The following is a 24,864-nucleotide window of genomic DNA, read 5'->3' on the forward strand; positions in this document are numbered from 1 at the left end:
TTTTCCCCATGCAAATTGCCCTGGCGCCCATGGAGGGGTTGGTCGACGACATCCTGCGCGACGTGCTGACCCGCGTTGGCGGCATCGACTGGTGCGTGACCGAGTTCATTCGGATCAACGATCAGTTGCTCACCCCGGCCTACTTCCACAAGTTCGGCCCGGAGTTGCTCAACGGCGCCCGCACCCGTTCCGGTGTGCCGTTGCGCGTGCAATTGTTGGGTTCCGATCCGGTGTGCCTGGCGGAAAACGCGGCGCTGGCCTGCGAGCTCGGTTCGGAAGTGATCGACCTGAACTTCGGCTGCCCGGCCAAAACCGTCAACAAGTCGCGGGGCGGAGCGGTGCTGCTCAAGGAACCGGAACTGCTCAACTCCATCGTCGAGCACGTGCGTCGTGCCGTGCCGGCGCACATCCCGGTCACCGCGAAGATGCGCCTGGGTTTCGACAGCCCGGACGGCTCGCTGGTCTGCGCCACTGCGCTGGCCGAGGGCGGCGCCGAACACATCGTGGTGCACGCCCGGACCAAGGTCGATGGCTACAAGCCGCCGGCGCATTGGGAGTGGATTCCGCGGGTGCAGGACGTGGTCAAGGTGCCGGTGTTCGCCAACGGTGATATCTGGAGCGTCGAGGACTGGCGCCGCTGCCGCGAGATCAGCGGCGTCGAAGACATCATGCTCGGTCGCGGTCTGGTCTCGCGCCCGGATCTGGCCCGGCAGATCGCTGCCGCGCGCGCCGGTGAAGAAGTGGTCGAGATGAGTTGGGCCGAGCTGCTGCCGCTGATCCAGGACTTCTGGCTGCAAGCCAAGGCGCAGATGACCGCACGCCAATCGCCGGGTCGCTTGAAGCAATGGCTGGCGATGCTGACGCGCAATTATCCCGAGGCGACCGAGCTGTTTACCGTGCTGCGTCGCGAGACGGAGCCGGACCAGGTCTCGCGTTTGCTCGGTTTGCCGGTCGCCGCCGCAGCCTGAAAAAAATCTGCAAATACTCTCTTGAAATCATTTTGGCGGTCCCTATCTAAGGGTTACGCGATGCCGAATTCGGGTCGCGGAGTCAAAAAACCTTGCTGATTGTTTTCAGGAGATTTGAACCATGAGTACTGCATTTTCCCTGGCACCACTGTTCCGTTCCTCGGTGGGTTTCGACCGTTTCAACGACCTGTTCGAAACCGCGCTGCGCAACGAGCCAGGCAGCACCTACCCACCCTACAACGTGGAAAAACACGGTGACGATCAATACCGCATCGTCGTAGCGGCAGCCGGTTTCCAGGAAGAAGACCTGGAGCTGCAAGTCGAGAAGGGTGTGCTGACCATCAGTGGTGGCAAGCGTGATGCCAACGAAGGCGTGACCTTCCTGCATCAAGGCATTGCCCAGCGTGCTTTCAAGCTGTCCTTCCGCCTGGCCGATCACATCGAGATCAAGGCCGCCGATCTGAGCAACGGTCTGTTGAGCATCGACCTGTTGCGGGTGATCCCGGAAGAAGCGAAAGCCAAGCGCATCCCGATCAACGGAGCGCAGAAGCCGGTTCTGCAATAAGGCCGAGCAAAAAAGAAGGGCGCCACTGGCGCCCTTTTTTTGTGCTCGTCATTCGAGCATTTTTTTCAACGCCTCCAACGCCACCGGCCGACTGTGCAGATAGCCCTGATACAAATGGCAGCCCAGCCCTTGCAGGAACGCCAGTTGCTCCGGCGTCTCCACGCCTTCGGCAATCACCTCCAGTTCCAGGCTGCGGGCCATGGCGACGATGGCGCGGATGATCTCGGCGTCGTTGGGGTCGGTGGTTGCGTCGCGGATGAACGACTGGTCGATTTTCAGGGTGTCCACCGGCAGGCGCTTGAGGTAGGTCAGCGATGAATAGCCGGTGCCGAAATCGTCCATGGCGAAGCTCACGCCAAGTTTTTTCAGACGGCGCATTTTGCTGATGGTGTCTTCCAGGTTCTGGATGACGATGCCTTCGGTGATCTCCAGTTTCAGCAGCGAGCAGGGCAGGTCGTGGCTGCTCATGCTGTGTTCGATGCGTTCGACGAAGTCGTTCTGGCGGAACTGCCGTGGGCTGATGTTTACGCACAGGCTGAAGTTGAGCGGGTCGACCAGTTTCAGCGCGATCAATTGTTTGAACGCCTCACAGGCCTCATCGAGGATCCAGGTACCGACCTCCAGAATCAGCCCGCTGTCTTCCAGCACCTTGATGAATTCAGTGGGCGATTGCGCGCCGAGTTCCGGGTGATTCCAGCGCACCAGCGCCTCGGCGCCAATGATGCGGTTGTCCTGCGCATCGACCTGCGGCTGGTAATGCACGTTGAACTCGCCGCGCGATAACGCCAGACGCAGGTCGGTCTCCATGCGCAGCCGCTCGCTGGCCGCTTTCTGCATGGTGTTGTGGTACATCTGCGTGGTGTTGCGCCCGGAATCCTTGGCCCGGTACAGCGCAATGTCGGCGCGCTTGAGCAGGTCGGTCGGGGTCGAGCCGTGATCGGGAATCAGTGCCACGCCGATGCTCGGTGTCACTTGCAGGCGCTGGCCGTCGAGGAACATCGGCTCCGAGAGCAGTTCGCGAATGGTGTCGGCCAGTTCCCGCACTTGTGCACTGACCTCGTTGCGCGTGCCTTCGAGGCCACTGAGCAGCACCACGAATTCATCGCCGCCGAGACGCGCCACCGTGTCCTCCATGCGCACGCTGGCTTCAAGCCGCGCGGTGATGATTTTCAGCACCGTGTCGCCGACCGGATGACCCAGCGAGTCGTTGATGTGCTTGAAGTGATCGAGGTCGAGGAACAGCAGCGCACCGCGCAGGTTGTGGCGCTTGAGCAGGGCGATCTGCTGGCTCAGGCGATCCATCAGCAAGGCGCGGTTGGGCAGATTGGTCAGCGGATCGTGATAGGCCAGATGGCGGATCTGCGCTTCGGCGTTTTTCAGCAGGCTGACATCTCGGGCGGTCAGCAGCAGGCACGCGGTTTCGTTGAGGGTGATCGGTTCGATCGACACCTCCACTGTCAGCAACTCGCCGCGCTTGTTGCGCCCGAGCATTTCCTGATGGTGCACGCGCCCCTTGATCTGCAGTTCGGCAAGCAGCGCCGAGCGTTGTTTCTCTTCGGCCCAGATGCCGATCTGGTACACGGTTTTGCCCACCACTTCTTCGGCACGATAACCGGTGAGGCGGCAGAAACCGTCGTTGACCTCCAGATAGCGCCCAGTGTCGCGTTCGGTGATGGTGATCGCGTCGGGGCTGGAGTGAAATGCTTTGGCGAATTTCTCTTCGCTGGCCTTGAGTGCGGCCTCGGAGCGCTGTTGTTGGGTGATGTCGCGCAAGGTGGTGACGATGCACGGCTGATTGCCGACGCTGATCTGCCGGCTGGAAATCACGCACGTCAGCGACTGGCCGTCCTTGTGCTGGACGATGATCGCGACATTGCTCAGACCCTGTTCGCGGATCACCCGCTCGATGCGTTGCAGACTCTTCGCCGAGGCGTCCCACAGGCCGATGTCCTCGGCGGTGCGCCCGATGACGTCGGCGGCGCTCCAGCCGAAGGTCTGGGTGAAGCTGTTGTTGATCTCGATGAACTCGCCGCTGTCCTGGCGGGTGACGCAGATCGGGTCGGGGCTGACCTGGAACAGCGTGGCGAATTTCTCTTCGGAGGCGACCAGGCGTTGCTCGCGCTCGACCTGATCGGTGATGTCCAGCAAGGTCCCGGCCATGCGCAGCGGCGCGCCGTTTTCGTCGCGGTAGAGGCGGGCGCGGCTTTCCAGGTAGCGCGAGCTGCCATCCGCCAGTTGCACGCGATAAGTCAGTTGATAGTTGCCGGCCGGGCCTTCGCGCAGGCTGCGGTAGGCGTCGCGCATGCTGTCGCGCTCCTCACCGGGCACGCCTTCGAAGAACTCCTCGAATGATTCGTGAAACGGGATCGGCTCCAGCCCGTGCAATTGCGCGGCCCGCGCCGAGCCGTAGAGCATGCCGCTGGGGATGTGCCAGTCCCAGGTGCCGAGTTGCGCCGAGTCCAGCGCCAGATCAAGGCGTTCCTGACTGTCTTTCAAGGCGTGTTCGGCGGCTTTGCGTTCGGTGGTGTCGAGAAACGTGCTGAGCAGATACGGCTGGCCTTCGAGTTCGACCTTCTGCGCGCTGAGGATGCCGTCATGAATCTGCCCGTTGCTGGCGCGGAACTGCACTTCCATGCTGATCAATTCACCTTTGGCCTTGGTCTTTTTCACCAGCTCGGCGCGTTGTTCGGGGTGCACCCACAGGCCCAGTTCCAGTGTGGTGCGACCGATGGCGTCCTGGACCGGCCAGCCGAACAGACTTTCGAAATACTGGTTGGCTTCGGTGATCAGGCCGTCTTCCTGGCGCGTCAGCAGCACCATGTTCGGGCACAGGTGAAAAAGTGTGGCGAAACGTTTCTCCGAGCTGCTCAGAGCCTGTTCACGTTGACGCTGGTGGGTGATTTCGCGAATCACCCCGATCATTCGGGGCCGGCCGTTTTTGTCCGGCAGCAGGCTGCCGCTGATTTCCAGCCAATGCAGGCTGCCGTCGGGCCAGCGGATGCGGTGGTGCATCGCCTGTTCCAGCGGGGCGCCGGCAATCACCGCGTGGAAGGCGCGCACGGTTTTCGCCCGGTCTTCGGGCGGCAGCAGGTCGAGATATTCCAGGTCCTGCGGCAACGGTTGACGTGGATCGAAGCCGAACAGCGCCTGAGTGCCCCGTGACCAGCTGATCTGCCCGCGCTCGATGTCCCAATACCAGGCGCCGAGCCGGGCGCCGTTGAGTGCGGCGAGCAATTGCGGCGCACTCTCCCAGCTCTGCTCGGAACGTCGCGGATCAATGGCCTGAATACGCGGCATCGGCGGAATTCGGTCAACAGATTTCGGCATTGTTAACGGGCCTTGAGCTGATGGTGGCGTTAGGCACAGGGACAGCGGCTCTATAGGAGTAGCACAAGTTAGCCTGGAGTCCCTGGCAGATCGATTTGCGCATCCAGCAAGGCCATGAAAGCCCTTGCCGCATTCGACAGCGTCCGTTCGGTGTGCACGATATAGCCTAGCTGGCGACTGAGCTGTATGCCCGGCAAAGGTATGCGCGCCACCTGTTCATCAAGCATGGTGCGGGGCAGAACACTCCAGGCCAGACCAATGGAGACCATCATCTTGATGGTTTCCAGGTAGTTGGTGCTCATGGCGATGTTCGGCGTCAGCCCCTGGGCTTCGAACAAGCGTTGGACAATGTGATGAGTAAAGGTGTTGCCTCCGGGAAAAACCGCCGGATGACCGGCAATGTCCGCCAGGCTCACCGCGCCATTGCTGATCAGCGAATGTTCCGGCGCCACCACGAAATCCAGCGGGTCGTCCCACACCGGCGCGGCTTTGACCAGCGTGTGCGGTTCCGGCGCCAGGGTGATCACCGCCAGTTCCGCACGGCCATGGAGAATCTCTTCGTAGGCCACTTCCGAATCAAGGAACTGAATATCCAGCGCCACCTGTGGGTAGCGGCGGGTGAATTCCCTTAACAGGGGCGGCAAGCGGTGCAGGCCGATGTGGTGACTGGTGGCCAGGGTCAGCCGACCGCTGACTTCGCCGGTCAGGTTGGTCAGGGCACGGCGGGTGTCGTCCAGCACGTTGAGAATCTGATAAGCCCGGGGCAACAGGGCGCGGCCGGCCTCGGTCAGGCCGACTTCACGACCGAGTCGGTCGAACAGCCGCACCTTCAATTGTTGCTCCAGTCCGGCGATGCGTTTGCTGATCGCCGGTTGCGTCAGGTGCAGGCGTTCACCGGCGCCGGAGAAGCTGCCGGTCTCGGCGATGGCGATAAAAGCATTGAGGTTGGCCAGATCCATGGTTCGTATTCCAGTTAGTTATCCAAAGCATAAAAAATATGAATTTGAGTTATTTAATGTAACCCCATAGGATCGGCCTCACAAGCCAAAGGGTTATTGATAAGCCCAGGGCATAGAAACAAGCTGATGAGGAACCGTCTGATGGCCGGCAAAACGCTCTACGACAAGCTCTGGGATTCGCATTTGGTCAAGCAGCGCGACGATGGCTCGGCGCTGATCTATATCGATCGTCACATCATCCACGAAGTGACCTCGCCGCAAGCCTTCGAAGGCCTGCGTCTGGCCGGGCGCAAGCCTTGGCGCATCGATGCCAACATCGCGACCCCGGACCACAACGTACCGACCACACCGGAGCGCAAGGGCGGCATCGCAGCCATTGCCGACCAGGTCTCGCGTTTGCAGGTGCAGACCCTCGATGACAACTGTGATGAGTACGGCATTGTCGAGTTCAAGATGAACGACATCCGCCAAGGCATCGTCCACGTGATCAGCCCGGAGCAGGGCGCAACCTTGCCGGGCATGACCGTAGTCTGCGGCGACTCGCACACCTCGACCCACGGCGCGTTCGGTGCCTTGGCGCACGGGATCGGCACTTCCGAGGTCGAGCACGTGCTCGCCACCCAGTGCCTGGTCGCGAAGAAAATGAAGAACATGCTGGTGCGCGTCGAAGGTCAGTTGCCATTCGGTGTGACCGCCAAGGACATCGTCCTCGCGGTGATCGGCAAGATCGGCACCGCCGGCGGTAACGGCCATGCCATCGAATTCGCCGGCAGCGCGATCCGCGACCTGTCCGTCGAAGGCCGCATGACCATCTGCAACATGTCCATCGAAGCCGGCGCCCGTGTGGGCCTGGTGGCTGCGGACGAAAAGACTGTCGAATACGTCAAGGGCCGTCCGTTCGCACCGACAGGCGCGCAGTGGGATCAGGCGGTTGAAGCCTGGAAAGACCTGGTCTCCGACGCCGACGCCAAGTTCGACACCGTAGTTGAGTTGGACGCTGCACAGATCAAGCCGCAAGTCAGCTGGGGCACTTCGCCTGAAATGGTGCTGGCCGTTGATCAGAACGTGCCGGATCCGGCCAAAGAGATGGATCTGGTCAAGCGCGATTCGATCGTCCGCGCCTTGAAATACATGGGTTTGACCGCCAATCAGGCGATCACCGACATTCAGCTGGATCGCGTGTTCATCGGCTCCTGCACCAACTCGCGCATCGAAGACTTGCGCGCTGCGGCTGTGATCGCCAAGGGCCGCAAGGTCGCTTCGACGATCAAACAGGCGATTGTCGTACCGGGTTCGGGTCTGGTGAAGGCGCAGGCGGAAGCCGAAGGTCTCGACAAGATTTTCCTCGAGGCCGGTTTCGAATGGCGTGAGCCGGGTTGCTCGATGTGTCTGGCGATGAACCCGGACCGCTTGGAGTCCGGCGAGCATTGCGCCTCGACCTCCAACCGTAACTTCGAAGGCCGTCAAGGTGCCGGTGGTCGTACCCACCTCGTGAGCCCGGCCATGGCCGCTGCGGCGGCGGTGAACGGTCGTTTCATCGACGTTCGTGAATTGATCTGAAGGAGAGCGCAGCATGAAAGCTTTTACCCAGCACACTGGTCTTGTCGCGCCTCTGGATCGTGCCAACGTCGACACCGACCAGATCATTCCCAAGCAGTTTTTGAAGTCGATCAAGCGCACCGGTTTCGGCCCGAACCTGTTCGACGAGTGGCGTTACCTGGATGTCGGCCAGCCGTATCAGGATAACTCCAAGCGCCCGTTGAACAAGGAGTTCGTGCTCAACGCCGAGCGTTATCAAGGCGCCAGTGTGTTGCTGGCCCGCGAGAACTTCGGTTGCGGCTCCAGCCGTGAACACGCGCCATGGGCACTGGAAGAATACGGTTTCCGCAGCATCATCGCGCCGAGCTACGCCGACATCTTCTTCAACAACAGCTTCAAGAACGGCTTGCTGCCGATCATTCTGAGCGACGCTGAAGTCGATGAGTTGTTCAAGCAGGTCGAGGCCGAGCCGGGCTATCAATTGCAGATCGATCTGCACGAACAGACCGTGACCAGCCCGAACGGCAAGGTGTACCGCTTCGAGATCGACGCGTTCCGCAAGCATTGCCTGCTCAATGGTCTGGACGATATCGGCCTGACCTTGCAGGACGGTGATGCGATTGCGGCGTTCGAGGCCAAGCATCGTGTGAGCCAGCCGTGGTTGTTCCGCGACGCGTGATTGATTCGAGATTGATGTAGTCAGGGCCGGCCTCTTCGCGAGCAGGCTCGCTCCCACACTTGAAATGCATTCCCCTGTGGGGGCGAGCCTGCTCGCGAAGACGGCCGCTCAAACAACACAAATGCAGGATGTGACCATGACCAGCACCGCCCAACACAGTCAGGTTGTACAAAAGCAATTCGGTGAACAGGCCGCCGCCTACCTGAGCAGCGCCGTTCACGCTCAAGGCACCGAATTCGCGCTGCTACAGGCTGAACTGGCAGGGCAGGGCGCGGCCCGGGTGCTGGACCTGGGTTGCGGTGCCGGTCATGTGAGTTTTCATGTGGCGCCACTGGTCAAGGAAGTGGTGGCCTACGACCTGTCGCAGCAGATGCTGGATGTGGTCGCCGCTGCGGCGGTTGATCGCGGCATGAACAACATTGCCACGGTCAACGGCGCCGCCGAGCGCCTGCCGTTTGCCGATGGCGAATTCGATTACGTGTTCAGCCGTTATTCGGCGCACCATTGGAGCGACCTGGGGGTGGCCCTGCGCGAAGTGCGTCGGGTGCTGAAACCGGGCGGTGTGGCAGCGTTCATCGACGTGTTGTCACCGGGCAGTCCGTTGTTCGACACTTACCTGCAAAGCGTCGAAGTGCTGCGCGACACCAGTCACGTGCGCGATTATTCCGCCGCCGAGTGGCTGCGCCAGGTCAGCGAGGCCGGGCTGCATACCCGCAGCACCACGCGTCAGCGCCTGCATCTGGAGTACAGCAGTTGGGTCGAGCGCATGCGCACACCCGACGTGATGCGCGCGGCGATCCGCCAGTTGCAGCAGTCGATGGGCAACGAAGTGCGCGAATATTTTGAGATTGATGCCGACGGCTCGTTCAGTACAGATGTAATCGTATTGATGGCCGAACGCTAAGCATTTTTCCGGGCGCGCCTGTTAGAGGCGAACCGATTGAAGACACGAGGAAAGCATGAGCAAGCAGATTCTGATTCTCCCAGGTGACGGTATTGGTCCGGAAATCATGGCCGAAGCGGTCAAGGTGCTGGAGCTGGCCAACGACAAGTACAGCCTGGGCTTCGAGCTGAGCCATGACGTGATCGGTGGCGCCGCCATCGACAAGCATGGCGTGCCGTTGGCCGACGAAACCCTCGAGCGTGCCCGTGCTGCCGACGCCGTGCTGCTGGGCGCCGTGGGCGGCCCGAAATGGGACACCATCGAGCGTGACATCCGCCCTGAGCGCGGTCTGCTGAAAATCCGTGCGCAACTGGGCCTGTTCGGCAACCTGCGTCCGGCGATCCTCTACCCGCAACTGGCCGACGCTTCGAGCCTGAAGCCGGAAATCGTTGCCGGTCTGGACATCCTGATCGTCCGTGAGCTGACCGGCGGCATCTACTTCGGCGCGCCACGCGGCACCCGCACCCTGGAAAACGGCGAGCGTCAGTCTTACGACACCCTGCCGTACAGCGAAAGCGAAATCCGCCGTATCGCCCGCGTCGGTTTCGACATGGCCATGGTTCGCGGCAAAAAGCTGTGCTCGGTGGACAAGGCCAACGTGCTGGCGTCCAGCCAACTGTGGCGTGAAGTGGTCGAGCAGGTCGCCAAGGATTACCCTGAAGTCGAACTGAGCCACATGTACGTCGACAACGCCGCCATGCAACTGGTGCGCGCACCGAAGCAGTTCGACGTGATCGTCACCGACAACATGTTCGGCGACATTCTCTCCGACGAAGCCTCGATGCTTACCGGATCGATCGGCATGCTGCCGTCGGCTTCGCTGGATTCGAACAACAAGGGCATGTACGAGCCTTGCCACGGTTCGGCCCCGGACATCGCCGGCAAAGGCATTGCCAACCCGTTGGCGACCATTCTGTCGGTGTCGATGATGCTGCGTTACAGCTTCAATCTGCACGATGCGGCCGATGCCATCGAGAAAGCCGTCAGCGTGGTACTGGATCAAGGCTTGCGTACCGGTGACATTTATTCGGCCGGTTGCACTAAAGTCGGAACGCAGGAAATGGGTGACGCAGTAGTCGCCGCGCTGCGGAATCTGTAATCTCTCGGGCCCGCTGCGAAATTCAATACAAAGCAGCGGCCCACTTTTCAAGAAGGTGTAGTTGCGATGAAACGTGTAGGTCTGATCGGTTGGCGCGGCATGGTCGGTTCCGTGCTCATGCAGCGGATGCTGGAAGAGCAGGATTTCGATCTTATCGAGCCGGTGTTTTTCACCACTTCCAATGTCGGTGGCCAAGGCCCGTCCGTGGGCAAGGACATTGCTCCGCTCAAGGACGCTTACAGCATTGAAGAGCTGAAAACCCTCGACGTGATCCTGACCTGCCAGGGCGGCGACTACACCAGCGAAGTGTTCCCGAAGCTGCGCGAAGCCGGCTGGCAGGGTTACTGGATCGACGCGGCTTCCAGCCTGCGCATGAACGATGACGCCGTCATCATTCTCGACCCGGTCAACCGCAAGGTCATCGACCAGCAGCTGGATGCGGGCACCAAGAACTACATCGGCGGCAACTGCACCGTCAGCCTGATGCTGATGGGTCTGGGTGGTCTGTTCGAGGCCGGTCTGGTCGAGTGGATGAGCGCCATGACTTATCAGGCGGCCTCCGGTGCCGGCGCGCAGAACATGCGTGAACTGATCAAGCAGATGGGTGCGACTCACGCCGCTGTCGCCGATCAACTGGCCGACCCGGCCAGCGCGATCCTCGACATCGACCGTCGCGTGGCCGAAGCCATGCGCAGCGACGCGTACCCGACCGAAAACTTCGGCGTACCGCTGGCCGGCAGCCTGATTCCGTGGATCGACAAGGAACTGCCGAACGGCCAGAGCCGCGAAGAGTGGAAGGCCCAGGCCGAGACCAACAAGATCCTCGGCCGCTTCAAAAGCCCGATCCCGGTCGACGGCATCTGCGTGCGCATCGGTGCCATGCGTTGCCACAGCCAGGCGCTGACCATCAAGCTGAACAAAGACGTGCCGATCGCTGATATCGAAGGGCTGATCAGCCAGCACAACCCTTGGGTCAAACTGGTGCCGAACAACCGCGACATCAGCATGCAGGAGCTGAGCCCGACCAAGGTCACCGGCACCCTGAACGTACCGGTGGGTCGTCTGCGCAAGCTGAACATGGGCTCGCAATTCGTCGGTGCCTTCACCGTCGGCGACCAACTGCTGTGGGGCGCGGCCGAACCGCTGCGCCGCATGCTGCGGATTTTGCTGGAACGTTGATCGCTTGATGCAATGAAAGAACCCGTGCCTTGTGAGAGGTGCGGGTTTTTTTATGCCTCAGGTTTCCCGGTGTCAGGTCTGGCGCCTTCGCGAGCAAGCCCGCTCCCACCCTTGAAATGCGTTCCCCTGTGGGAGCGAGCCTGCTCGCGAAGGGTTCGGTGCAGACACTGTGCATTCCGACAGAAATTGCCTGCATCTCACTCACCCGGTAAAGTGCCGCTCCCCCCGTTTCGCCAAAGGTAGAACCATGACCCAGACCCTTGATATTGCCGTCGTCGGCGCCACCGGTACTGTCGGCGAAACCCTCGTACAGATTCTCGAAGAGCGCGACTTTCCGGTCGGCAACCTGCACTTGCTGGCCAGCAGCGAATCCGCCGGCAGTTCGGTGCTGTTTCGCAACAAGAACGTGCGCGTGCGTGAAGTCGACGAGTTCGATTTCAGCAAGGTCAAACTGGTGTTCTTCGCCGCTGGTGCTGCCGTTTCCCTGAGTTACGCGGCGCGTGCCCACGCGGCCGGTTGCTCGCTGATCGATCTGTCCGGCGCATTGCCGGCCGAGCAGGCGCCGCAAGTGGTGCCGGAGGCCAACGCCGAGGTCATTGCCGGTCTGAAGGCACCGTTCCAGGTCAGCAGCCCAAGCCCTTCGGCGACGACGCTGGCCGTGGTGCTGGCGCCGCTGCTCGATTTGCTCGAACTGCAATACGTCAACGTCACCGCCAATCTGGCCGTGTCCGCCCAAGGTCGCGAAGCTGTGACCGAGCTGGCGCGGCAGACCGCTGAGTTGCTGAACATGCGTCCGCTGGAGCCGACTTTCTTTGATCGGCAGATGGCCTTCAACCTGTTGGCCCAGGTCGGCACGCCCGACGCTCAAGGCCACACGCTGCTGGAAAAACGTCTGGTGCGCGAGTTGCGTCAGGTGCTGAAGCAGCCTTTATTAAAGATTTCCGCCACTTGCGTTCAAGCCCCGGTGTTTTTTGGCGATAGCTATAGCGTGACCTTGCAGTCAGCGAGTGCGGTCGACCTGGCAAAGGTCAACGCTGCGCTTGAGGATGCGCCCGGCATCGAGCTGGTTGAGGCCGGCGATTATCCGACTGCGGTGGGTGACGCGGTGGGGCAGGACGTTGTCTATGTCGGTCGCGTGCGTAGCGGTGTCGACGACCCGGCGGAACTTAATCTGTGGCTGACGTCAGATAACGTACGCAAAGGCGCGGCCCTGAATGCTGTGCAGGTCGCTGAATTGTTGATAAAAGACCTGCTGTAAAAGATACTTGGCAACAATTTGTCGACTGATTCTAGGTGAGCGCTATGCTTGCCCGGAGCACTTGATAACGTGTCACCCTCCGGGACTTTCCGGGGCATCAAAGAAATGATCGCGCGCGGCAGTCTGTCGTCGTCGCGCGCAATGCCTTACGGCAGCGGCAATCAACATCTTCTCGCTGGCCGAGGAACGTTCAAACAAAGGATGAGGCTATGGTTCAAGTTCGCAAACTGGTGTTAGCAATAGCGGCCGCCTCGGCGCTGTCCTCCGGTATGGCGCATGCCCTCGGGCTCGGGGAGCTGACCCTGAAGTCGACCCTGAACCAGCCGCTGGTGGCCGAGATCGAGCTGCTCGACGTCAAGGATCTCACCGCTGCCGAAGTGGTGCCGAGCCTGGCTTCACCCGAAGATTTCGCCAAGGCCGGCGTCGATCGCCAGGCCTTCCTCAACGACCTGACGTTCACCCCGGTGCTCAACGCCAGCGGCAAAAGCGTGCTGCGCGTGACTTCGAGCAAGCCGCTGTCGGAACCGATGGTGAAATTCCTCGTGCAGGTGATGTGGCCGAATGGCCGTCTGCTGCGCGATTACAGTGTGCTGCTGGATCCGTCGAAATTCTCGCCACAGACCGCTGACGCCGCTGCGCAACCGGCACCGTCGCAGACCATCACCGCACCGACCACCGGCGCCACGCACCCGTCGCAATACACCACCACGCCGCGCGACACCCTGTGGGAAATTGCCGCGAAGGCGCGCACCGGCGGTTCGGTGCAGCAGACCATGCTGGCGATTCAGGCGCTCAACCCGGATGCGTTCATCGACGGCAACATCAACCGGCTGAAAACCGGTCAGGTGCTGCGTCTGCCGGATTCGGTGGAAAGCACCGCGCTGCCGCAATCGAAAGCGATTGCCGAAGTCGCCGCGCAGAACGAAGCCTGGCGTCAGGGTCGTCGCTATGTGGCCAAGCCTGGCACTGGCCAGCAGCAGCTCGATGCCACCAAGCGTGGTCGCAGCAATGTCGGCGCCGGCCAGAATGCCAAGGACAACCTGAGCCTGGTCTCCGCCGAAAACGCCAAGGGCCGCGGCAAAGGCCCGGCCGGCGATGCCAAGGCCTTGAGCAACAAGCTGGCGGTGACTCAGGAAAGCCTCGACACGACCCGTCGTGACAACGAGGAACTGAAAAGCCGCATGGCCGATCTGCAAAGTCAGCTGGACAAGCTGCAACGCCTGATCGAGCTGAAGAACAATCAACTGGCGAAGATGCAGGCCGAAGGCCCGGGCGCTGCGCCAGCCGCCACTGCTGCCGTACCGGCGATCACCGCCGAACTGGCTGCAACCCCTCCAGCCACCCCGGCAGAAGCGGCGCCAACACCAGAATCGGCGATTGCGCCACCGGTCGACACGCCTGCTGAAACGCCGGTGGTCGCTCCGAAACCGGTTGTTGACGAGGATAAAACCTTCAATGAACTGCTGACCAATCCGATCCTGCTGGGTCTGATCGGTGGCGGTGCGGTGGTGTTGCTGCTTCTGCTGTTGCTGCTGGCCCGTCGCCGCAAAGCCCAGCAGGAAGCCGAGAAACACCTGCGCATGGCCCGCGCTCTGGCGGAAGAGCAAGAGTTCTCCGCCGAGCAGGATCTGCCGGAAAGCAGCTTCGAAGGCCTGGAAACACCTGCTGCCAGCGTCAAGCTCAACACCCCGGCACCTGCGCCAGCGCCTGCTGCGGTAGTGGCTCCGGTGGTGATGGCTGAGCCGATTGCCGCGCCATTGGTTGCGCCGTCCGCCGAGCGTTCCGATGACGTGCTGGACAAGGCGCAGTCGCACATCAATGCCGGTCGCCTGAATCAGGCTGCAGCGCTGCTGGAAGAGGGCGTCAGCCTCGAGCCGCAACGCAGTGATCTGCGTCTGAAGCTGATGGAAGTCTACGGTCAGCAGGGTGATCGCGATGCGTTCGTGGGTCAGGAGCGTCAGTTGGTGGCCAACGGTGATAACTTCGCCAAGGTCGAAGAGCTGAAAAAACGCTTCCCGGCCATGGCGGTCGTCGCTGTCGCGGGTCTGGCTGCAGCGGCAGCCGCCGCCGAACTCGATGCGCAATACGTCAAGGAGCTGCTGCTCGACGAGCCGGAGGCGCCTGCACCTGAGCCTGCGGCAGACGATCTCGATAGCGCGTTCGACCTGAGCCTGGACGATCTCGACAACATCACTCCGGTTGAGCCTGCACCTGTTGTTGAGCCTGACGCGCCGGTGGAGCTGGACGAGTTCCCGGCCGACGACGATCTGAGCTTTGAATCGGTGCTGCAACAGCAGACCGAGATCAAAGAGAACCTCGACGACCTGTCGGACTTCGACCTCGATCTGGATCTGGGTGCCGAGCCTGCGCCAGCCCCGGCGGCGGATGACTTCCTGCTGGATCTGGACGAAGGCGTGAAAGATCTGGCGCCGGCCGAGCCTGTGGTCGCCAACGAAGTGCCACAGGACGATCTGGAGCTGCCGGCGGATTTCGATCTGTCGCTGGCTGATGAAATGGACAGCAACCCGGCGGCCGAGCCTGACGCATTCGCAGCGGAACTGAATGACGTCAACGCCGAGCTGGATCGCCTGTCGCAGAGCATCGCCGAGCCGACCTTCACCGAAGCCGATGCGGCCATGGGCGATGATCTGGGCGAGGACGATTTCGACTTCCTCGCCGGCACCGACGAAGCCGCGACCAAACTCGATCTGGCCCAGGCCTACATCGATATGGGCGACAGCGACGGCGCGCGCGACATCCTCAACGAAGTGTTGACCGAGGGTGACGAAAAGCAGCGTGGCGAAGCCAAGGAAATGCTTTCGCACCTGGCATGAGCCAGCGGTAAATAAAAAACGGCAGCCCATCGAGGCTGCCGTTTTTGTCTGGGCTGGATTCTGCAGCGCCTGGAATGGCGCTTTCGCGAGCAAGCCCGCTCCCACATTTGAAATGTGCTCTACCTGTGGGAGCGGGCTTGCTCGCGAAGAGGCCGGATCGGTCAACACAGAACTGACTGGCATCCCCGACTCACAGCCTTATAATGCCCGCCTTTGTACATCAGCAGGCTGTCCCTCCTTGGCAAACATAGATAACCCGGTCGCCGAAATGGCACCCGACGGCTTTTACCGCGTCGCGCTTGGCGTCGAATACAAAGGCTCGCGCTACAGCGGCTGGCAGCGTCAGTTGACCGGCGTGGCCACGGTGCAGGAAGAGCTCGAAAAAGCCTTGTCGAAAGTCGCCAATTCGCCGATTTCGCTGCAGTGCGCCGGGCGTACCGATGCCGGGGTGCATGCTTGCGGACAAGTGGTTCATTTCGACACGCCAGTCGATCGTTCGCTGAAAGCCTGGGTGATGGGCGCCAATATCAATCTGCCCCACGACATCAGTGTCAGCTGGGCGCGGGTGATGCCGGCGCATTTCCATGCGCGGTTCAAAGCCATCGCCCGGCGTTATCGCTATGTGATCTACAACGATCAGATTCGTCCGGCGCATCTCAACGAAGAGATCACCTGGAACCACCGCCCACTCGACGTTGAGCGCATGGCGCAAGCTGCGCAATATCTGATTGGCACCCACGATTTCAGTGCGTTCCGCGCCGGCCAGTGTCAGGCCAAGTCGCCGATCAAGAAAATGCATCATCTGCGCGTGACCCGTCACGGCAAGATGATCGTGCTCGATATCCGCGCCAACGCCTTTTTGCACCACATGGTGCGCAACATTGCCGGTGTGTTGATGACCATCGGTGCTGGCGAGCGCCCGGTCGAGTGGATGAAGGAAGTGCTGGAAAGCCGCGAGCGCCGTTCCGGTGGCGTGACAGCGCATCCGTACGGGTTGTATCTGGTGCAGGTCGAGTATCACGATGAATTTCCGTTGCCCGAGCGTTTTATCGGGCCACATTTCCTTACGGGTTTCTCGGAACTTGACGGCTGACGCCCTCGAGCGCTTTTGTTACCATCCGGGACTTTCCCGAATTTGACGCGGAGTTTTTCTCGATATGTCAGCCGTTCGCAGCAAGATCTGCGGGATTACCCGCATAGAAGATGCGTTGGCAGCGGTCGAGGCCGGGGCGGATGCGATCGGGTTCGTGTTCTACGCCAAGAGCCCGCGTGCAGTGAATGTGCAGCAGGCGAGGGCGATCATTCAGGCTTTGCCGCCGTTCGTGACGACGGTGGGCTTGTTCGTCAATGCCAGCCGCTGCGAGTTGGGGGAAATCCTCGATGCCGTGCCGCTGGACCTGTTGCAGTTCCATGGCGACGAAACCGCTGAACAGTGCGAAGGCTGGCATCGTCCGTACATCAAGGCATTGCGGGTCAAGGCTGGCGACGACATCGCCGCTGCCGTCGATGCCTATCCGAGTGCCAGTGGCGTGCTGCTCGACACTTACGTCGAAGGCGTGCCGGGCGGAACCGGCGAGGCGTTCGACTGGTCTTTGATTCCGCAAGCGTTGAGCAAGCCGCTGATCCTGGCCGGTGGCCTCACCCCGGAAAACGTCGCCGACGCTGTGGCCCGGGTCAAACCGTACGCGGTCGATGTCAGCGGCGGGGTAGAAGCGAGCAAGGGCATCAAGGATCATGCGAAGATCCGCGCGTTCATCAATGCCGTACGTAGCCGCTCGCAGGGAGCGTCTACTTCGATGTGACGGCTGGCGAACTGCCGCCGTCCATCAATGCACTTGCACAAAGCAGGCGAGGCTGAGGGTTTCTGGAGTTGCACGCAGGTCATGTTTCGCGCTGACCGCGGCGTTCCATCAACCATCGCCACACACATGAATTTAGCTGAAGGGCATACGCGGGGCTGCGAACCAGAGCGTTCGGGCCGCCGGTACTGGAGAAAGAAAGCATGAGCAACTGGTTGGTAGACAAACTGATCCCTTCGATCATGCGTTCGGAGGTCAAGAAGAGCTCGGTGCCTGAAGGTCTGTGGCACAAATGCCCGTCCTGCGAGGCTGTGCTGTATCGCCCTGAGCTGGAAAAGACCCTGGACGTTTGCCCCAAGTGCAACCACCACATGCGCATCGGCGCACGGGCGCGTATCGACATCTTCCTGGATGCCGAAGGCCGCAACGAGCTGGGTGCAGATCTGGAGCCGGTTGACCGTCTGAAATTCCGCGACGGCAAGAAGTACAAGGACCGTCTGGTCGCTGCACAGAAGCAGACCGGCGAAAAAGACGCGCTGATCTCCGTCAGCGGCACCCTGCTGGGTATGCCGGTGGTGGTGTCGGCATTCGAATTCAGCTTCATGGGCGGTTCCATGGGCGCCATCGTCGGTGAGCGCTTCGTGCGCGCCGCCAACTACGCCCTGGAAAACCGTTGCCCGATGATCTGCTTCGCCGCCTCCGGTGGTGCGCGCATGCAGGAAGCGCTGATCTCGCTGATGCAGATGGCCAAGACGTCGGCGGTACTGGCGCGTCTGCGTGAAGAAGGCATTCCGTTCATCTCGGTGCTGACCGATCCGGTCTACGGCGGCGTTTCCGCCAGTCTGGCGATGCTCGGCGACGTGATCGTCGGTGAGCCAAAGGCACTGATCGGCTTCGCCGGTCCGCGCGTGATCGAGCAGACCGTGCGTGAAAAACTGCCGGAAGGCTTTCAGCGCAGCGAGTTCCTGCTGGAGCATGGCGCGATCGATCTGATCATCGATCGTCGTGAACTGCGTCCGCGCCTGGGCAATCTGCTGGCGCAACTGACCGGCCAGCCGACTCCGACCTACGTCGCCGCGCCTGTCGAGCCAATCGTCGTTCCACCGGTGCCTGCCAACGTATGACCGAGCGTACCCTTGGCGAGTGGCTCGCCTACCTTGAGCAGTTGCATCCATCGGCCATCGACATGGGGCTGGAGCGTTCGCAACAGGTAGCGTCCCGCATGGGACTGGGCCAGCCTGCGCCTCGGGTGATTACGGTCACCGGCACCAACGGCAAGGGTTCGACCTGCGCTTTCGTGGCGTCATTGCTGCGGGCGCAGGGCCTGAACGTGGGTGTCTACAATTCTCCGCACCTGCTGCGTTACAACGAGCGGGTGCAGCTCAATGGCGTCGAAGCCACTGACGCGCAGCTGTGCGAGGCCTTCGCTGCGGTGGAGGCCGGGCGTGGCGACACTTCCCTGACTTATTTCGAAATGGGCACCCTGGCGGCGTTCTGGCTGTTTCAACAGGCAAAACTTGACGCTGTGGTGCTGGAAGTCGGTCTGGGCGGGCGTCTGGACACGGTCAATGTGGTGGACGCCGATATCGCGCTGGTCACCAGCATTGGCGTCGATCACGCTGATTACCTGGGTAATACCCGCGAATCCGTGGCTTTCGAGAAAGCCGGGATTTTCCGCCAGGGCAAGCCCGCGCTGTGCGGCGACCTGAATCCTCCGCAACCGCTGCTCGACAAGGTCCGCGAGTTGGCGTGCCCATTCTCTCTGCGCGGGCGCGACTTCGATCTGGGGATCACTGATCACCACTGGCAATGGCGCGGCACTGACGCCCAGGGTCAGGTGGTCGAATTGCATGATTTGCCGCTGCTCGATCTGCCGATGGAAAACGCCGCGCTGGCCTTGCAGGCATATCTGCTGCTCGGCTTGCCGTGGAATCGGTCGCAAATTGTTGCTGCCTTGCAGGCCACTCGTGTGGTCGGCCGGCTGGATCGCCGCTCGTTCGAATTCGATGGCAGGCGCCTGAACCTGCTGCTGGACGTGGGGCATAACCCGCACGCGGCGGAGTATCTGGCGCGGCGCCTGGCCAGTCGGCCGCCGGTAGGCAAGCGCCTGGCGGTGTTCGGCTTGCTGGCCGACAAGGATCTGGATGGTGTTGTCGGCGAATTGAATGCTAGTGTCCAGCATTGGGCGGTCGCGCCGCTGGATTCGCCGCGTTCGCGCCCGGTCAGCGAATTGCACGCCGGGTTGCAGAACCTTGGCGCGTCCGTCACGTCCTATGACAGTGTCGCAGCGGCGCTGGAAGGGCAGTGCGCAGTGGCGACCAGCGACGACGAGATTCTGTTGTTCGGATCATTTTATTGTGTCGCCGAGGCCCTTGAATGGCTGGCCCGGCGCTCCACGGAGGAAGCGGCAAATGGCTTTGCTGGATAAAGCGTACAAGCAGCGCATGGTTGGCGCCCTGGTGCTGGTGGCACTGGCGGTGATTTTCCTGCCGATGCTGTTTTCCCGCCAGGACGAGCAACGTCAAGTGACGGTCGAGGCGCCTGCCGCGCCGCAAGCCCCTTCGATGCCGCAGGTGCAAATGGAATCGGTGGCCGTGCCTGAGCCGCAGGCTTTGCCGCAAGAACCGGTGCCAGCGGATGAAGAAGTCGCAGAAGACACTGCGCCTGCTGCTCCAGTCGCGGCGGCCTCGGCCCCAACCCCGGCCCCAACGGCGCCCATAGCAATCGCCAAGCCGACTGCGCCGCCTGCGGTGGCCAAGCCGATTCCGGCGCCTGCTCAGCCAATTGCTGCTGCATCGAAACCTGACACCACGCAAAGTCGCGTCGATGCCAACGGTCTGTCGGTCAGCTGGTCGGTGCAACTGGCCAGCCTGTCGAGTCGCGCCAGCGCCGAAAGCCTGCAGAAAACCCTGCGCAGTCAGGGCTACAACGCTTATATCCGTTCCGCCGACGGCAAGAACCGGGTGTTCGTGGGTCCGCTGATCGAGCGTGCCGAGGCCGATCGTCTGCGTGATCTGTTGAGTCGCCAGCAGAACCTCAAGGGGTTTGTCGTGCGCTTCCAGCCCGAGCGCGGCTAGGATCTATCGATTCGATTGAAATGCACTGAAAATCGCAGCTTACCGACAGCGGTGCGCTCTGCTAAAATGCGCCGCCTTATCCGTCTGTAGGCTGCACTGTGCCATTTACCATGGTTGACTGGGCGATCGTTGCAATCATCGCCATCTCCGCTTTGATCAGTTTGAGCCGCGGCTTCGTCAAGGAAGCATTATCGCTGGTGACCTGGATCATTGCAGGAGCGGTTGCCTGGATGTTCGGTGGCTCACTGTCCGAGTACCTCGCCGGATACATCGAAACCCCATCGGCTCGCGTGATCGCGGGCTGTGCCATCATGTTTGTCGCCACGCTGATCGTGGGCGCAATGATCAATTATCTTATCGGCGAGTTGGTGCGCGTGACCGGATTGTCCGGCACCGATCGATTCCTGGGCATGGCCTTCGGCGCGGCGCGTGGCGTGTTGCTGGTGGTCGTGGCAGTCGGGCTTTTGAGCCTGGGGCCGGTACAGCAGGACGGGTGGTGGAAAGAATCACAGCTCGTGCCAAAGTTTCTATTGGTCGCCGACTGGTCCAAAAACCTGATTCTCGGGTGGAGCAGTCAGTGGCTTGCCAGCGGAATCAGCGTACCCGCTGATATTCCGTTCAAGGAGCAACTCTTGCCGTCGGCCAAAACGCCTCAGTGAGTGTTGTTCAGTTCAGATCCATTAAGTAGGGGTTGCGTCGCATGTGTGGCATCGTCGGTATCGTCGGTAAGTCGAACGTCAATCAGGCGCTGTATGACGCGCTAACCGTGCTCCAGCACCGCGGCCAGGACGCTGCCGGTATCGTGACCAGCCATGATGGCCGGTTGTTCTTGCGCAAGGACAATGGTCTGGTGCGTGACGTGTTTCAGCAGCGTCACATGCAGCGCCTGGTCGGCCATATGGGTATCGGTCACGTCCGTTACCCGACTGCCGGCAGCTCGACCTCGGCCGAAGCGCAGCCGTTTTACGTCAACTCGCCTTACGGCATCACCCTGGCGCACAACGGCAACCTGACCAACGTTGAACAGTTGGCCAAGGAGATCTACGAATCCGACCTGCGTCACGTCAACACCAGTTCCGACTCGGAAGTGCTGCTCAACGTGTTCGCTCATGAGCTGGCCCAGCGCGGCAAGCTGCAACCGACCGAAGAAGACGTGTTTGCCGCCGTGACCGACGTGCACAACCGTTGCGTCGGCGGTTACGCGGTGGTGGCGATGATCACCGGTTACGGCATCGTCGGTTTCCGTGACCCGCACGGCATTCGTCCGATCGTGTTCGGTCAGCGTCACACCGACGAAGGCGTCGAGTACATGATCGCTTCCGAAAGCGTTTCTCTGGACGTGCTCGGTTTCACCCTGATCCGCGATCTGGCCCCGGGCGAAGCGGTCTACATCACTGAAGACGGCAAGCTGCACACCCGTCAGTGCGCGACCAACCCGTCCCTGACCCCGTGCATTTTCGAACACGTCTACCTGGCGCGTCCGGATTCGATCATCGACGGCGTGTCGGTGTACAAGGCGCGTCTGCGCATGGGCGAGAAACTCGCAGAGAAGATCCTGCGCGAGCGTCCGGAGCACGACATCGACGTGGTCATCCCGATTCCGGACACCAGCCGCACCGCCGCGCTGGAGCTGGCGAACCACCTGGGTGTGAAATTCCGCGAAGGCTTCGTCAAGAACCGCTACATCGGCCGGACCTTCATCATGCCGGGCCAGGCGGCGCGCAAGAAGTCGGTTCGCCAGAAGCTCAACGCCATCGAACTGGAATTCCGCGGCAAGAACGTGATGCTGGTCGACGACTCGATCGTACGCGGCACCACCTGCAAGCAGATCATCCAGATGGCCCGCGAAGCAGGCGCGAAAAACGTCTACTTCTGCTCGGCGGCTCCGGCCGTACGCTTCCCGAACGTTTACGGTATCGACATGCCGAGCGCTCACGAACTGATCGCGCACAATCGCTCGACTCAGGATGTGGCGGATCTGATCGGCGCTGACTGGCTGATCTATCAGGACCTGCCTGACTTGATCGAAGCGGTCGGTGGCGGCAAGATCAAGATTGAAAACTTCGATTGCGCGGTGTTCGACGGCAAGTACGTCACCGGCGACGTCGACGAGGCTTACCTGGACAAGATCGAGCAGGCACGCAACGATGCCTCCAAGGTCAAGACCCAGGCGGTCAGTGCGATCATCGATCTGTACAACAACTGAGTTTCTACCGGCCCTGAGGGGCCGGTTTTGTATCTGGCAAAAGACTTTTATTTATTCAGAACAGGGCAAGGAGTGACAGCATGAGTCAGGAATGGGATGCCGGTCGGCTGGACAGCGACCTCGAAGGCGTAGCGTTCGATACCCTGGCCGTACGTGCCGGTCAGCACCGTACGCCGGAAGGCGAACACGGTGATCCGATGTTCTTCACTTCCAGCTACGTGTTCCGCACCGCTGCCGACGCGGCCGCGCGGTTTGCCGGGGAAGTGCCGGGCAACGTTTACTCGCGCTACACCAACCCGACCGTGCGCGCGTTCGAAGAGCGTATCGCTGCGCTGGAAGGCGCTGAACAAGCAGTCGCCACCGCCACGGGCATGGCCGCGATCATGGCGGTGGTGATGAGCCTGTGCAGTGCCGGCGATCACGTGCTGGTGTCGCGCAGCGTGTTCGGTTCGACCATCAGCCTGTTCGAGAAGTACTTCAAGCGTTTCGGTGTGCAAGTTGACTACGTGCCGCTGGCCGATCTCTCGGCTTGGGATGCGGCGATCAAGCCGAACACCAGGCTGTTGTTCGTCGAGTCGCCGTCCAACCCGCTGGCTGAACTGGTGGATATCACCGCGCTGGCGGAAATCGCTCACGCCAAAGGCGCGATGCTGGTGGTCGACAACTGCTTCTGCACGCCTGCCTTGCAGCAGCCGCTGAAACTCGGCGCGGACATCGTCGTGCATTCGGCGACCAAGTTCATCGACGGTCAGGGCCGTTGCATGGGCGGTGTGGTGGCTGGTCGCAGCGAGCAGATGAAAGAAGTTGTCGGTTTCCTGCGCACCGCCGGGCCGACACTGAGTCCGTTCAACGCGTGGATCTTCCTCAAGGGCCTGGAAACCCTGAATCTGCGGATGAAGGCGCACTGCGCCAACGCCCAGCAACTGGCCGAATGGCTGGAGCAGCAGGACGGTATCGAGAAGGTTCATTACGCCGGTCTCAAGAGCCATCCGCAGCATGAACTGGCCCAGCGTCAGCAGAAGGGCTTCGGCGCGGTGGTGAGTTTCGAGGTCAAGGGCGGCAAAGAGGGCGCGTGGCGCTTTATCGATGCCACCCGGTTGATCTCGATCACCGCCAACCTTGGTGACAGCAAAACCACCATCACTCATCCGAGCACCACCTCCCATGGCCGTCTGGCGCCACAGGAGCGTGAAGCAGCAGGGATTCGTGACAGCCTGATCCGCATCGCGGTCGGTCTGGAAGACGTGGCGGACCTGCAGGCTGATCTGTCGCGCGGTCTGGCGGCGTTGTGATCGAGTTGTCTACTCCGAAGGCGGGCACCCATGGCCGCGTGGCGCTGGTTACCGGTGCTGCGCGCGGCATCGGTTTGGGTATCGCGGCCTGGTTGATCAGCGAAGGCTGGCAAGTGGTGTTGACTGATCTCGATCGTGTGCGCGGTTCGAAAGTGGCGAAGGTGCTGGGCGAGAATGCCTGGTTCATCGCCATGGACGTGGCGGATGAAAGTCAGGTCGCGCTCGGCGTTGCCGAAGTGCTGGGCCAATTCGGTCGTCTCGATGCATTGGTATGCAACGCGGCAGTCGCCGACCCGCACAACATCACCCTGGAAAGTCTCGATCTGGCGTACTGGAATCGGGTGCTGGCGGTGAATCTCAGCGGGCCGATGCTGCTGGCCAAGCACTGTGCGCCGTATCTGCGCGCGCACAACGGCTCGATCGTCAATCTGGCCTCGACCCGTGCACGGCAGTCAGAGGCTGATTCCGAGGCGTATGCGGCGAGCAAGGGCGGGTTGTTGGCGCTGACGCATGCGTTGGCGATCAGCCTTGGGCCGGAGATTCGCGTCAATGCGGTCAGCCCTGGCTGGATTGATGCGCGGGATCCTTCTGCGCGTCGAGCCGAGCCGCTGGCCGATGCCGATCATGCGCAGCATCCGGCGGGCAGGGTAGGGACGGTCGAGGATGTGGCGGCGATGGTCGCGTGGCTGTTGTCGCGCAATGCCGGGTTTGTCACTGGGCAGGAATTCGTCGTGGATGGCGGCATGACCAAGAAGATGATTTACACGGACTAAGAAGCGAAGCCGCAAACCTGTGGGAGTGAGCCTGCTCGCGATAGCGGTTTCAGGGTTGTTGCTTTCTTCAGGGAATGAAGCAATTTCGTCTTTTTCAGAAAAACTTCAATCCTGCTATTGACTTAGGTTCGCTACCTGCGTAAATTTCGCGGCCTCGGAGATGCAAACGGGTGATTAGCTCAGCTGGGAGAGCGTCTGCCTTACAAGCAGAATGTCGGCGGTTCGATCCCGTCATCACCCACCACTCCCCGAGAAACTTGCGAAAGCAAGAGGTAGGCTGAAAGTGCCTCCACCGACGCGCAGCGGTAGTTCAGTCGGTTAGAATACCGGCCTGTCACGCCGGGGGTCGCGGGTTCGAGTCCCGTCC

20 protein-coding genes and 1 tRNA gene are annotated in these 24,864 nt (G+C 61.3%); 19 read left to right on the forward strand and 2 right to left on the reverse strand.

The features are described 5' to 3' along the window. Positions 1-8 precede the first annotated feature (8 nt). Both LVD08_RS22635 and LVD08_RS22640 read left to right on the forward strand, forming a co-directional pair. The gene (locus LVD08_RS22635) at positions 9-968 is read left to right on the forward strand and encodes a tRNA dihydrouridine synthase (RefSeq protein WP_027611526.1); all 960 of its coding nucleotides are present in this window, start codon (positions 9-11) and stop codon (positions 966-968) included. 121 nt (positions 969-1,089) lie between these two features. Continuing rightward, positions 1,090-1,533, forward strand: a complete 444-nt coding sequence (locus tag LVD08_RS22640) for an Hsp20 family protein (RefSeq protein WP_007969230.1) — start codon at positions 1,090-1,092, stop codon at positions 1,531-1,533. A 48-nt stretch (positions 1,534-1,581) separates the two neighbouring features. On the opposite strand, the gene LVD08_RS22645 is transcribed toward LVD08_RS22640, so the two are convergent. Continuing rightward, positions 1,582-4,860 carry a sensor domain-containing protein gene (locus LVD08_RS22645; protein WP_247269308.1) on the reverse strand — a complete coding sequence of 1,093 codons (3,279 nt, stop codon included), beginning with the start codon at positions 4,858-4,860 and terminating at the stop codon, positions 1,582-1,584. A gap of 68 nt (positions 4,861-4,928) precedes the next feature. Next, the gene (locus tag LVD08_RS22650; RefSeq protein ID WP_103367614.1) at positions 4,929-5,819 is read right to left on the reverse strand and encodes a LysR family transcriptional regulator; all 891 of its coding nucleotides are present in this window, start codon (positions 5,817-5,819) and stop codon (positions 4,929-4,931) included. Positions 5,820-5,960: 141 nt separating this feature from the next. On the opposite strand from LVD08_RS22650, the gene leuC reads away from it, so the two are divergent. From leuC to LVD08_RS22735, 17 genes are all read left to right on the forward strand, one after another. Further along, entirely contained in the window at positions 5,961-7,379 is a 1,419-nt protein-coding gene (gene leuC / locus LVD08_RS22655) for a 3-isopropylmalate dehydratase large subunit (RefSeq protein WP_027611528.1), read from the forward strand. A gap of 13 nt (positions 7,380-7,392) precedes the next feature. Next, the gene (gene leuD, locus LVD08_RS22660; protein WP_007969234.1) at positions 7,393-8,037 is read left to right on the forward strand and encodes a 3-isopropylmalate dehydratase small subunit; all 645 of its coding nucleotides are present in this window, start codon (positions 7,393-7,395) and stop codon (positions 8,035-8,037) included. A 136-nt stretch (positions 8,038-8,173) separates the two neighbouring features. Then, positions 8,174-8,941, forward strand: a complete 768-nt coding sequence (locus LVD08_RS22665; RefSeq protein WP_247269309.1) for a class I SAM-dependent methyltransferase — start codon at positions 8,174-8,176, stop codon at positions 8,939-8,941. 55 nt (positions 8,942-8,996) lie between these two features. Continuing rightward, a complete protein-coding gene (gene leuB, locus LVD08_RS22670; RefSeq protein WP_027611530.1) occupies positions 8,997-10,079 on the forward strand; it encodes a 3-isopropylmalate dehydrogenase in 1,083 nt (360 codons plus the stop codon). Positions 10,080-10,145: 66 nt separating this feature from the next. After that, complete coding sequence (asd, locus tag LVD08_RS22675) at positions 10,146-11,258, forward strand: aspartate-semialdehyde dehydrogenase (protein WP_003226428.1); 1,113 nt, start codon at positions 10,146-10,148, stop codon at positions 11,256-11,258. Between the two features lie 247 nt (positions 11,259-11,505). Beyond that, the gene (locus LVD08_RS22680; protein ID WP_027611531.1) at positions 11,506-12,516 is read left to right on the forward strand and encodes an aspartate-semialdehyde dehydrogenase; all 1,011 of its coding nucleotides are present in this window, start codon (positions 11,506-11,508) and stop codon (positions 12,514-12,516) included. A 209-nt stretch (positions 12,517-12,725) separates the two neighbouring features. Next, a complete protein-coding gene (locus tag LVD08_RS22685; RefSeq protein WP_247269310.1) occupies positions 12,726-15,350 on the forward strand; it encodes a FimV/HubP family polar landmark protein in 2,625 nt (874 codons plus the stop codon). A 268-nt stretch (positions 15,351-15,618) separates the two neighbouring features. Further along, the gene (truA, locus tag LVD08_RS22690) at positions 15,619-16,443 is read left to right on the forward strand and encodes a tRNA pseudouridine(38-40) synthase TruA (protein ID WP_247269315.1); all 825 of its coding nucleotides are present in this window, start codon (positions 15,619-15,621) and stop codon (positions 16,441-16,443) included. Positions 16,444-16,507: 64 nt separating this feature from the next. Next, entirely contained in the window at positions 16,508-17,152 is a 645-nt protein-coding gene (locus tag LVD08_RS22695; protein WP_247269311.1) for a phosphoribosylanthranilate isomerase, read from the forward strand. Between the two features lie 200 nt (positions 17,153-17,352). Then, the gene (gene accD / locus LVD08_RS22700) at positions 17,353-18,273 is read left to right on the forward strand and encodes an acetyl-CoA carboxylase, carboxyltransferase subunit beta (RefSeq protein WP_027611535.1); all 921 of its coding nucleotides are present in this window, start codon (positions 17,353-17,355) and stop codon (positions 18,271-18,273) included. Further along, positions 18,270-19,577 (forward strand): bifunctional tetrahydrofolate synthase/dihydrofolate synthase, encoded by a 1,308-nt coding sequence (gene folC, locus LVD08_RS22705; protein WP_247269312.1) that lies wholly within the window; start codon positions 18,270-18,272, stop codon positions 19,575-19,577. The genes accD and folC overlap by 4 nt, the downstream gene beginning before the upstream one ends. Continuing rightward, positions 19,561-20,226: an SPOR domain-containing protein gene (locus LVD08_RS22710; protein ID WP_097088670.1), complete on the forward strand. Its 666-nt coding sequence runs from the start codon at positions 19,561-19,563 to the stop codon at positions 20,224-20,226. Before folC ends, LVD08_RS22710 begins: the two co-directional genes overlap by 17 nt. A 98-nt stretch (positions 20,227-20,324) precedes the next feature. Further along, a complete protein-coding gene (locus LVD08_RS22715) occupies positions 20,325-20,885 on the forward strand; it encodes a CvpA family protein (RefSeq protein ID WP_045122548.1) in 561 nt (186 codons plus the stop codon). Between the two features lie 41 nt (positions 20,886-20,926). Next, entirely contained in the window at positions 20,927-22,432 is a 1,506-nt protein-coding gene (purF, locus tag LVD08_RS22720) for an amidophosphoribosyltransferase (protein ID WP_003226416.1), read from the forward strand. 80 nt (positions 22,433-22,512) lie between these two features. Then, the gene (locus LVD08_RS22725) at positions 22,513-23,724 is read left to right on the forward strand and encodes an O-succinylhomoserine sulfhydrylase (RefSeq protein ID WP_247269313.1); all 1,212 of its coding nucleotides are present in this window, start codon (positions 22,513-22,515) and stop codon (positions 23,722-23,724) included. Next, positions 23,721-24,497, forward strand: coding sequence for an SDR family oxidoreductase (locus LVD08_RS22730; RefSeq protein ID WP_027611540.1), 777 nt, complete (start codon positions 23,721-23,723; stop codon positions 24,495-24,497). The genes LVD08_RS22725 and LVD08_RS22730 overlap by 4 nt, the downstream gene beginning before the upstream one ends. A gap of 168 nt (positions 24,498-24,665) precedes the next feature. Further along, positions 24,666-24,741, forward strand: a tRNA-Val gene (locus LVD08_RS22735). The last annotated feature ends 123 nt before the right edge of the window (positions 24,742-24,864 follow it).

The organism is Pseudomonas sp. YL2, assembly GCF_023063025.1.
Taxonomy (GTDB): domain Bacteria; phylum Pseudomonadota; class Gammaproteobacteria; order Pseudomonadales; family Pseudomonadaceae; genus Aquipseudomonas; species Aquipseudomonas putida_A.

What these genes read in the sequence shown, in the direction of transcription:
- LVD08_RS22635 (WP_027611526.1), top strand. Translation starts at nt 9, where the DNA reads ATGCAAATTGCCCTGGCGCCCATGGAGGGGTTGGTCGACGACATCCTG.
- LVD08_RS22640 (WP_007969230.1), top strand. Translation starts at nt 1,090, where the DNA reads ATGAGTACTGCATTTTCCCTGGCACCACTGTTCCGTTCCTCGGTGGGT.
- LVD08_RS22645 (WP_247269308.1), bottom strand. Translation starts at nt 4,860, where the DNA reads ATGCCGAAATCTGTTGACCGAATTCCGCCGATGCCGCGTATTCAGGCC.
- LVD08_RS22650 (WP_103367614.1), bottom strand. Translation starts at nt 5,819, where the DNA reads ATGGATCTGGCCAACCTCAATGCTTTTATCGCCATCGCCGAGACCGGC.
- leuC (WP_027611528.1), top strand. Translation starts at nt 5,961, where the DNA reads ATGGCCGGCAAAACGCTCTACGACAAGCTCTGGGATTCGCATTTGGTC.
- leuD (WP_007969234.1), top strand. Translation starts at nt 7,393, where the DNA reads ATGAAAGCTTTTACCCAGCACACTGGTCTTGTCGCGCCTCTGGATCGT.
- LVD08_RS22665 (WP_247269309.1), top strand. Translation starts at nt 8,174, where the DNA reads ATGACCAGCACCGCCCAACACAGTCAGGTTGTACAAAAGCAATTCGGT.
- leuB (WP_027611530.1), top strand. Translation starts at nt 8,997, where the DNA reads ATGAGCAAGCAGATTCTGATTCTCCCAGGTGACGGTATTGGTCCGGAA.
- asd (WP_003226428.1), top strand. Translation starts at nt 10,146, where the DNA reads ATGAAACGTGTAGGTCTGATCGGTTGGCGCGGCATGGTCGGTTCCGTG.
- LVD08_RS22680 (WP_027611531.1), top strand. Translation starts at nt 11,506, where the DNA reads ATGACCCAGACCCTTGATATTGCCGTCGTCGGCGCCACCGGTACTGTC.
- LVD08_RS22685 (WP_247269310.1), top strand. Translation starts at nt 12,726, where the DNA reads ATGGTTCAAGTTCGCAAACTGGTGTTAGCAATAGCGGCCGCCTCGGCG.
- truA (WP_247269315.1), top strand. Translation starts at nt 15,619, where the DNA reads ATGGCACCCGACGGCTTTTACCGCGTCGCGCTTGGCGTCGAATACAAA.
- LVD08_RS22695 (WP_247269311.1), top strand. Translation starts at nt 16,508, where the DNA reads ATGTCAGCCGTTCGCAGCAAGATCTGCGGGATTACCCGCATAGAAGAT.
- accD (WP_027611535.1), top strand. Translation starts at nt 17,353, where the DNA reads ATGAGCAACTGGTTGGTAGACAAACTGATCCCTTCGATCATGCGTTCG.
- folC (WP_247269312.1), top strand. Translation starts at nt 18,270, where the DNA reads ATGACCGAGCGTACCCTTGGCGAGTGGCTCGCCTACCTTGAGCAGTTG.
- LVD08_RS22710 (WP_097088670.1), top strand. Translation starts at nt 19,561, where the DNA reads ATGGCTTTGCTGGATAAAGCGTACAAGCAGCGCATGGTTGGCGCCCTG.
- purF (WP_003226416.1), top strand. Translation starts at nt 20,927, where the DNA reads ATGTGTGGCATCGTCGGTATCGTCGGTAAGTCGAACGTCAATCAGGCG.
- LVD08_RS22725 (WP_247269313.1), top strand. Translation starts at nt 22,513, where the DNA reads ATGAGTCAGGAATGGGATGCCGGTCGGCTGGACAGCGACCTCGAAGGC.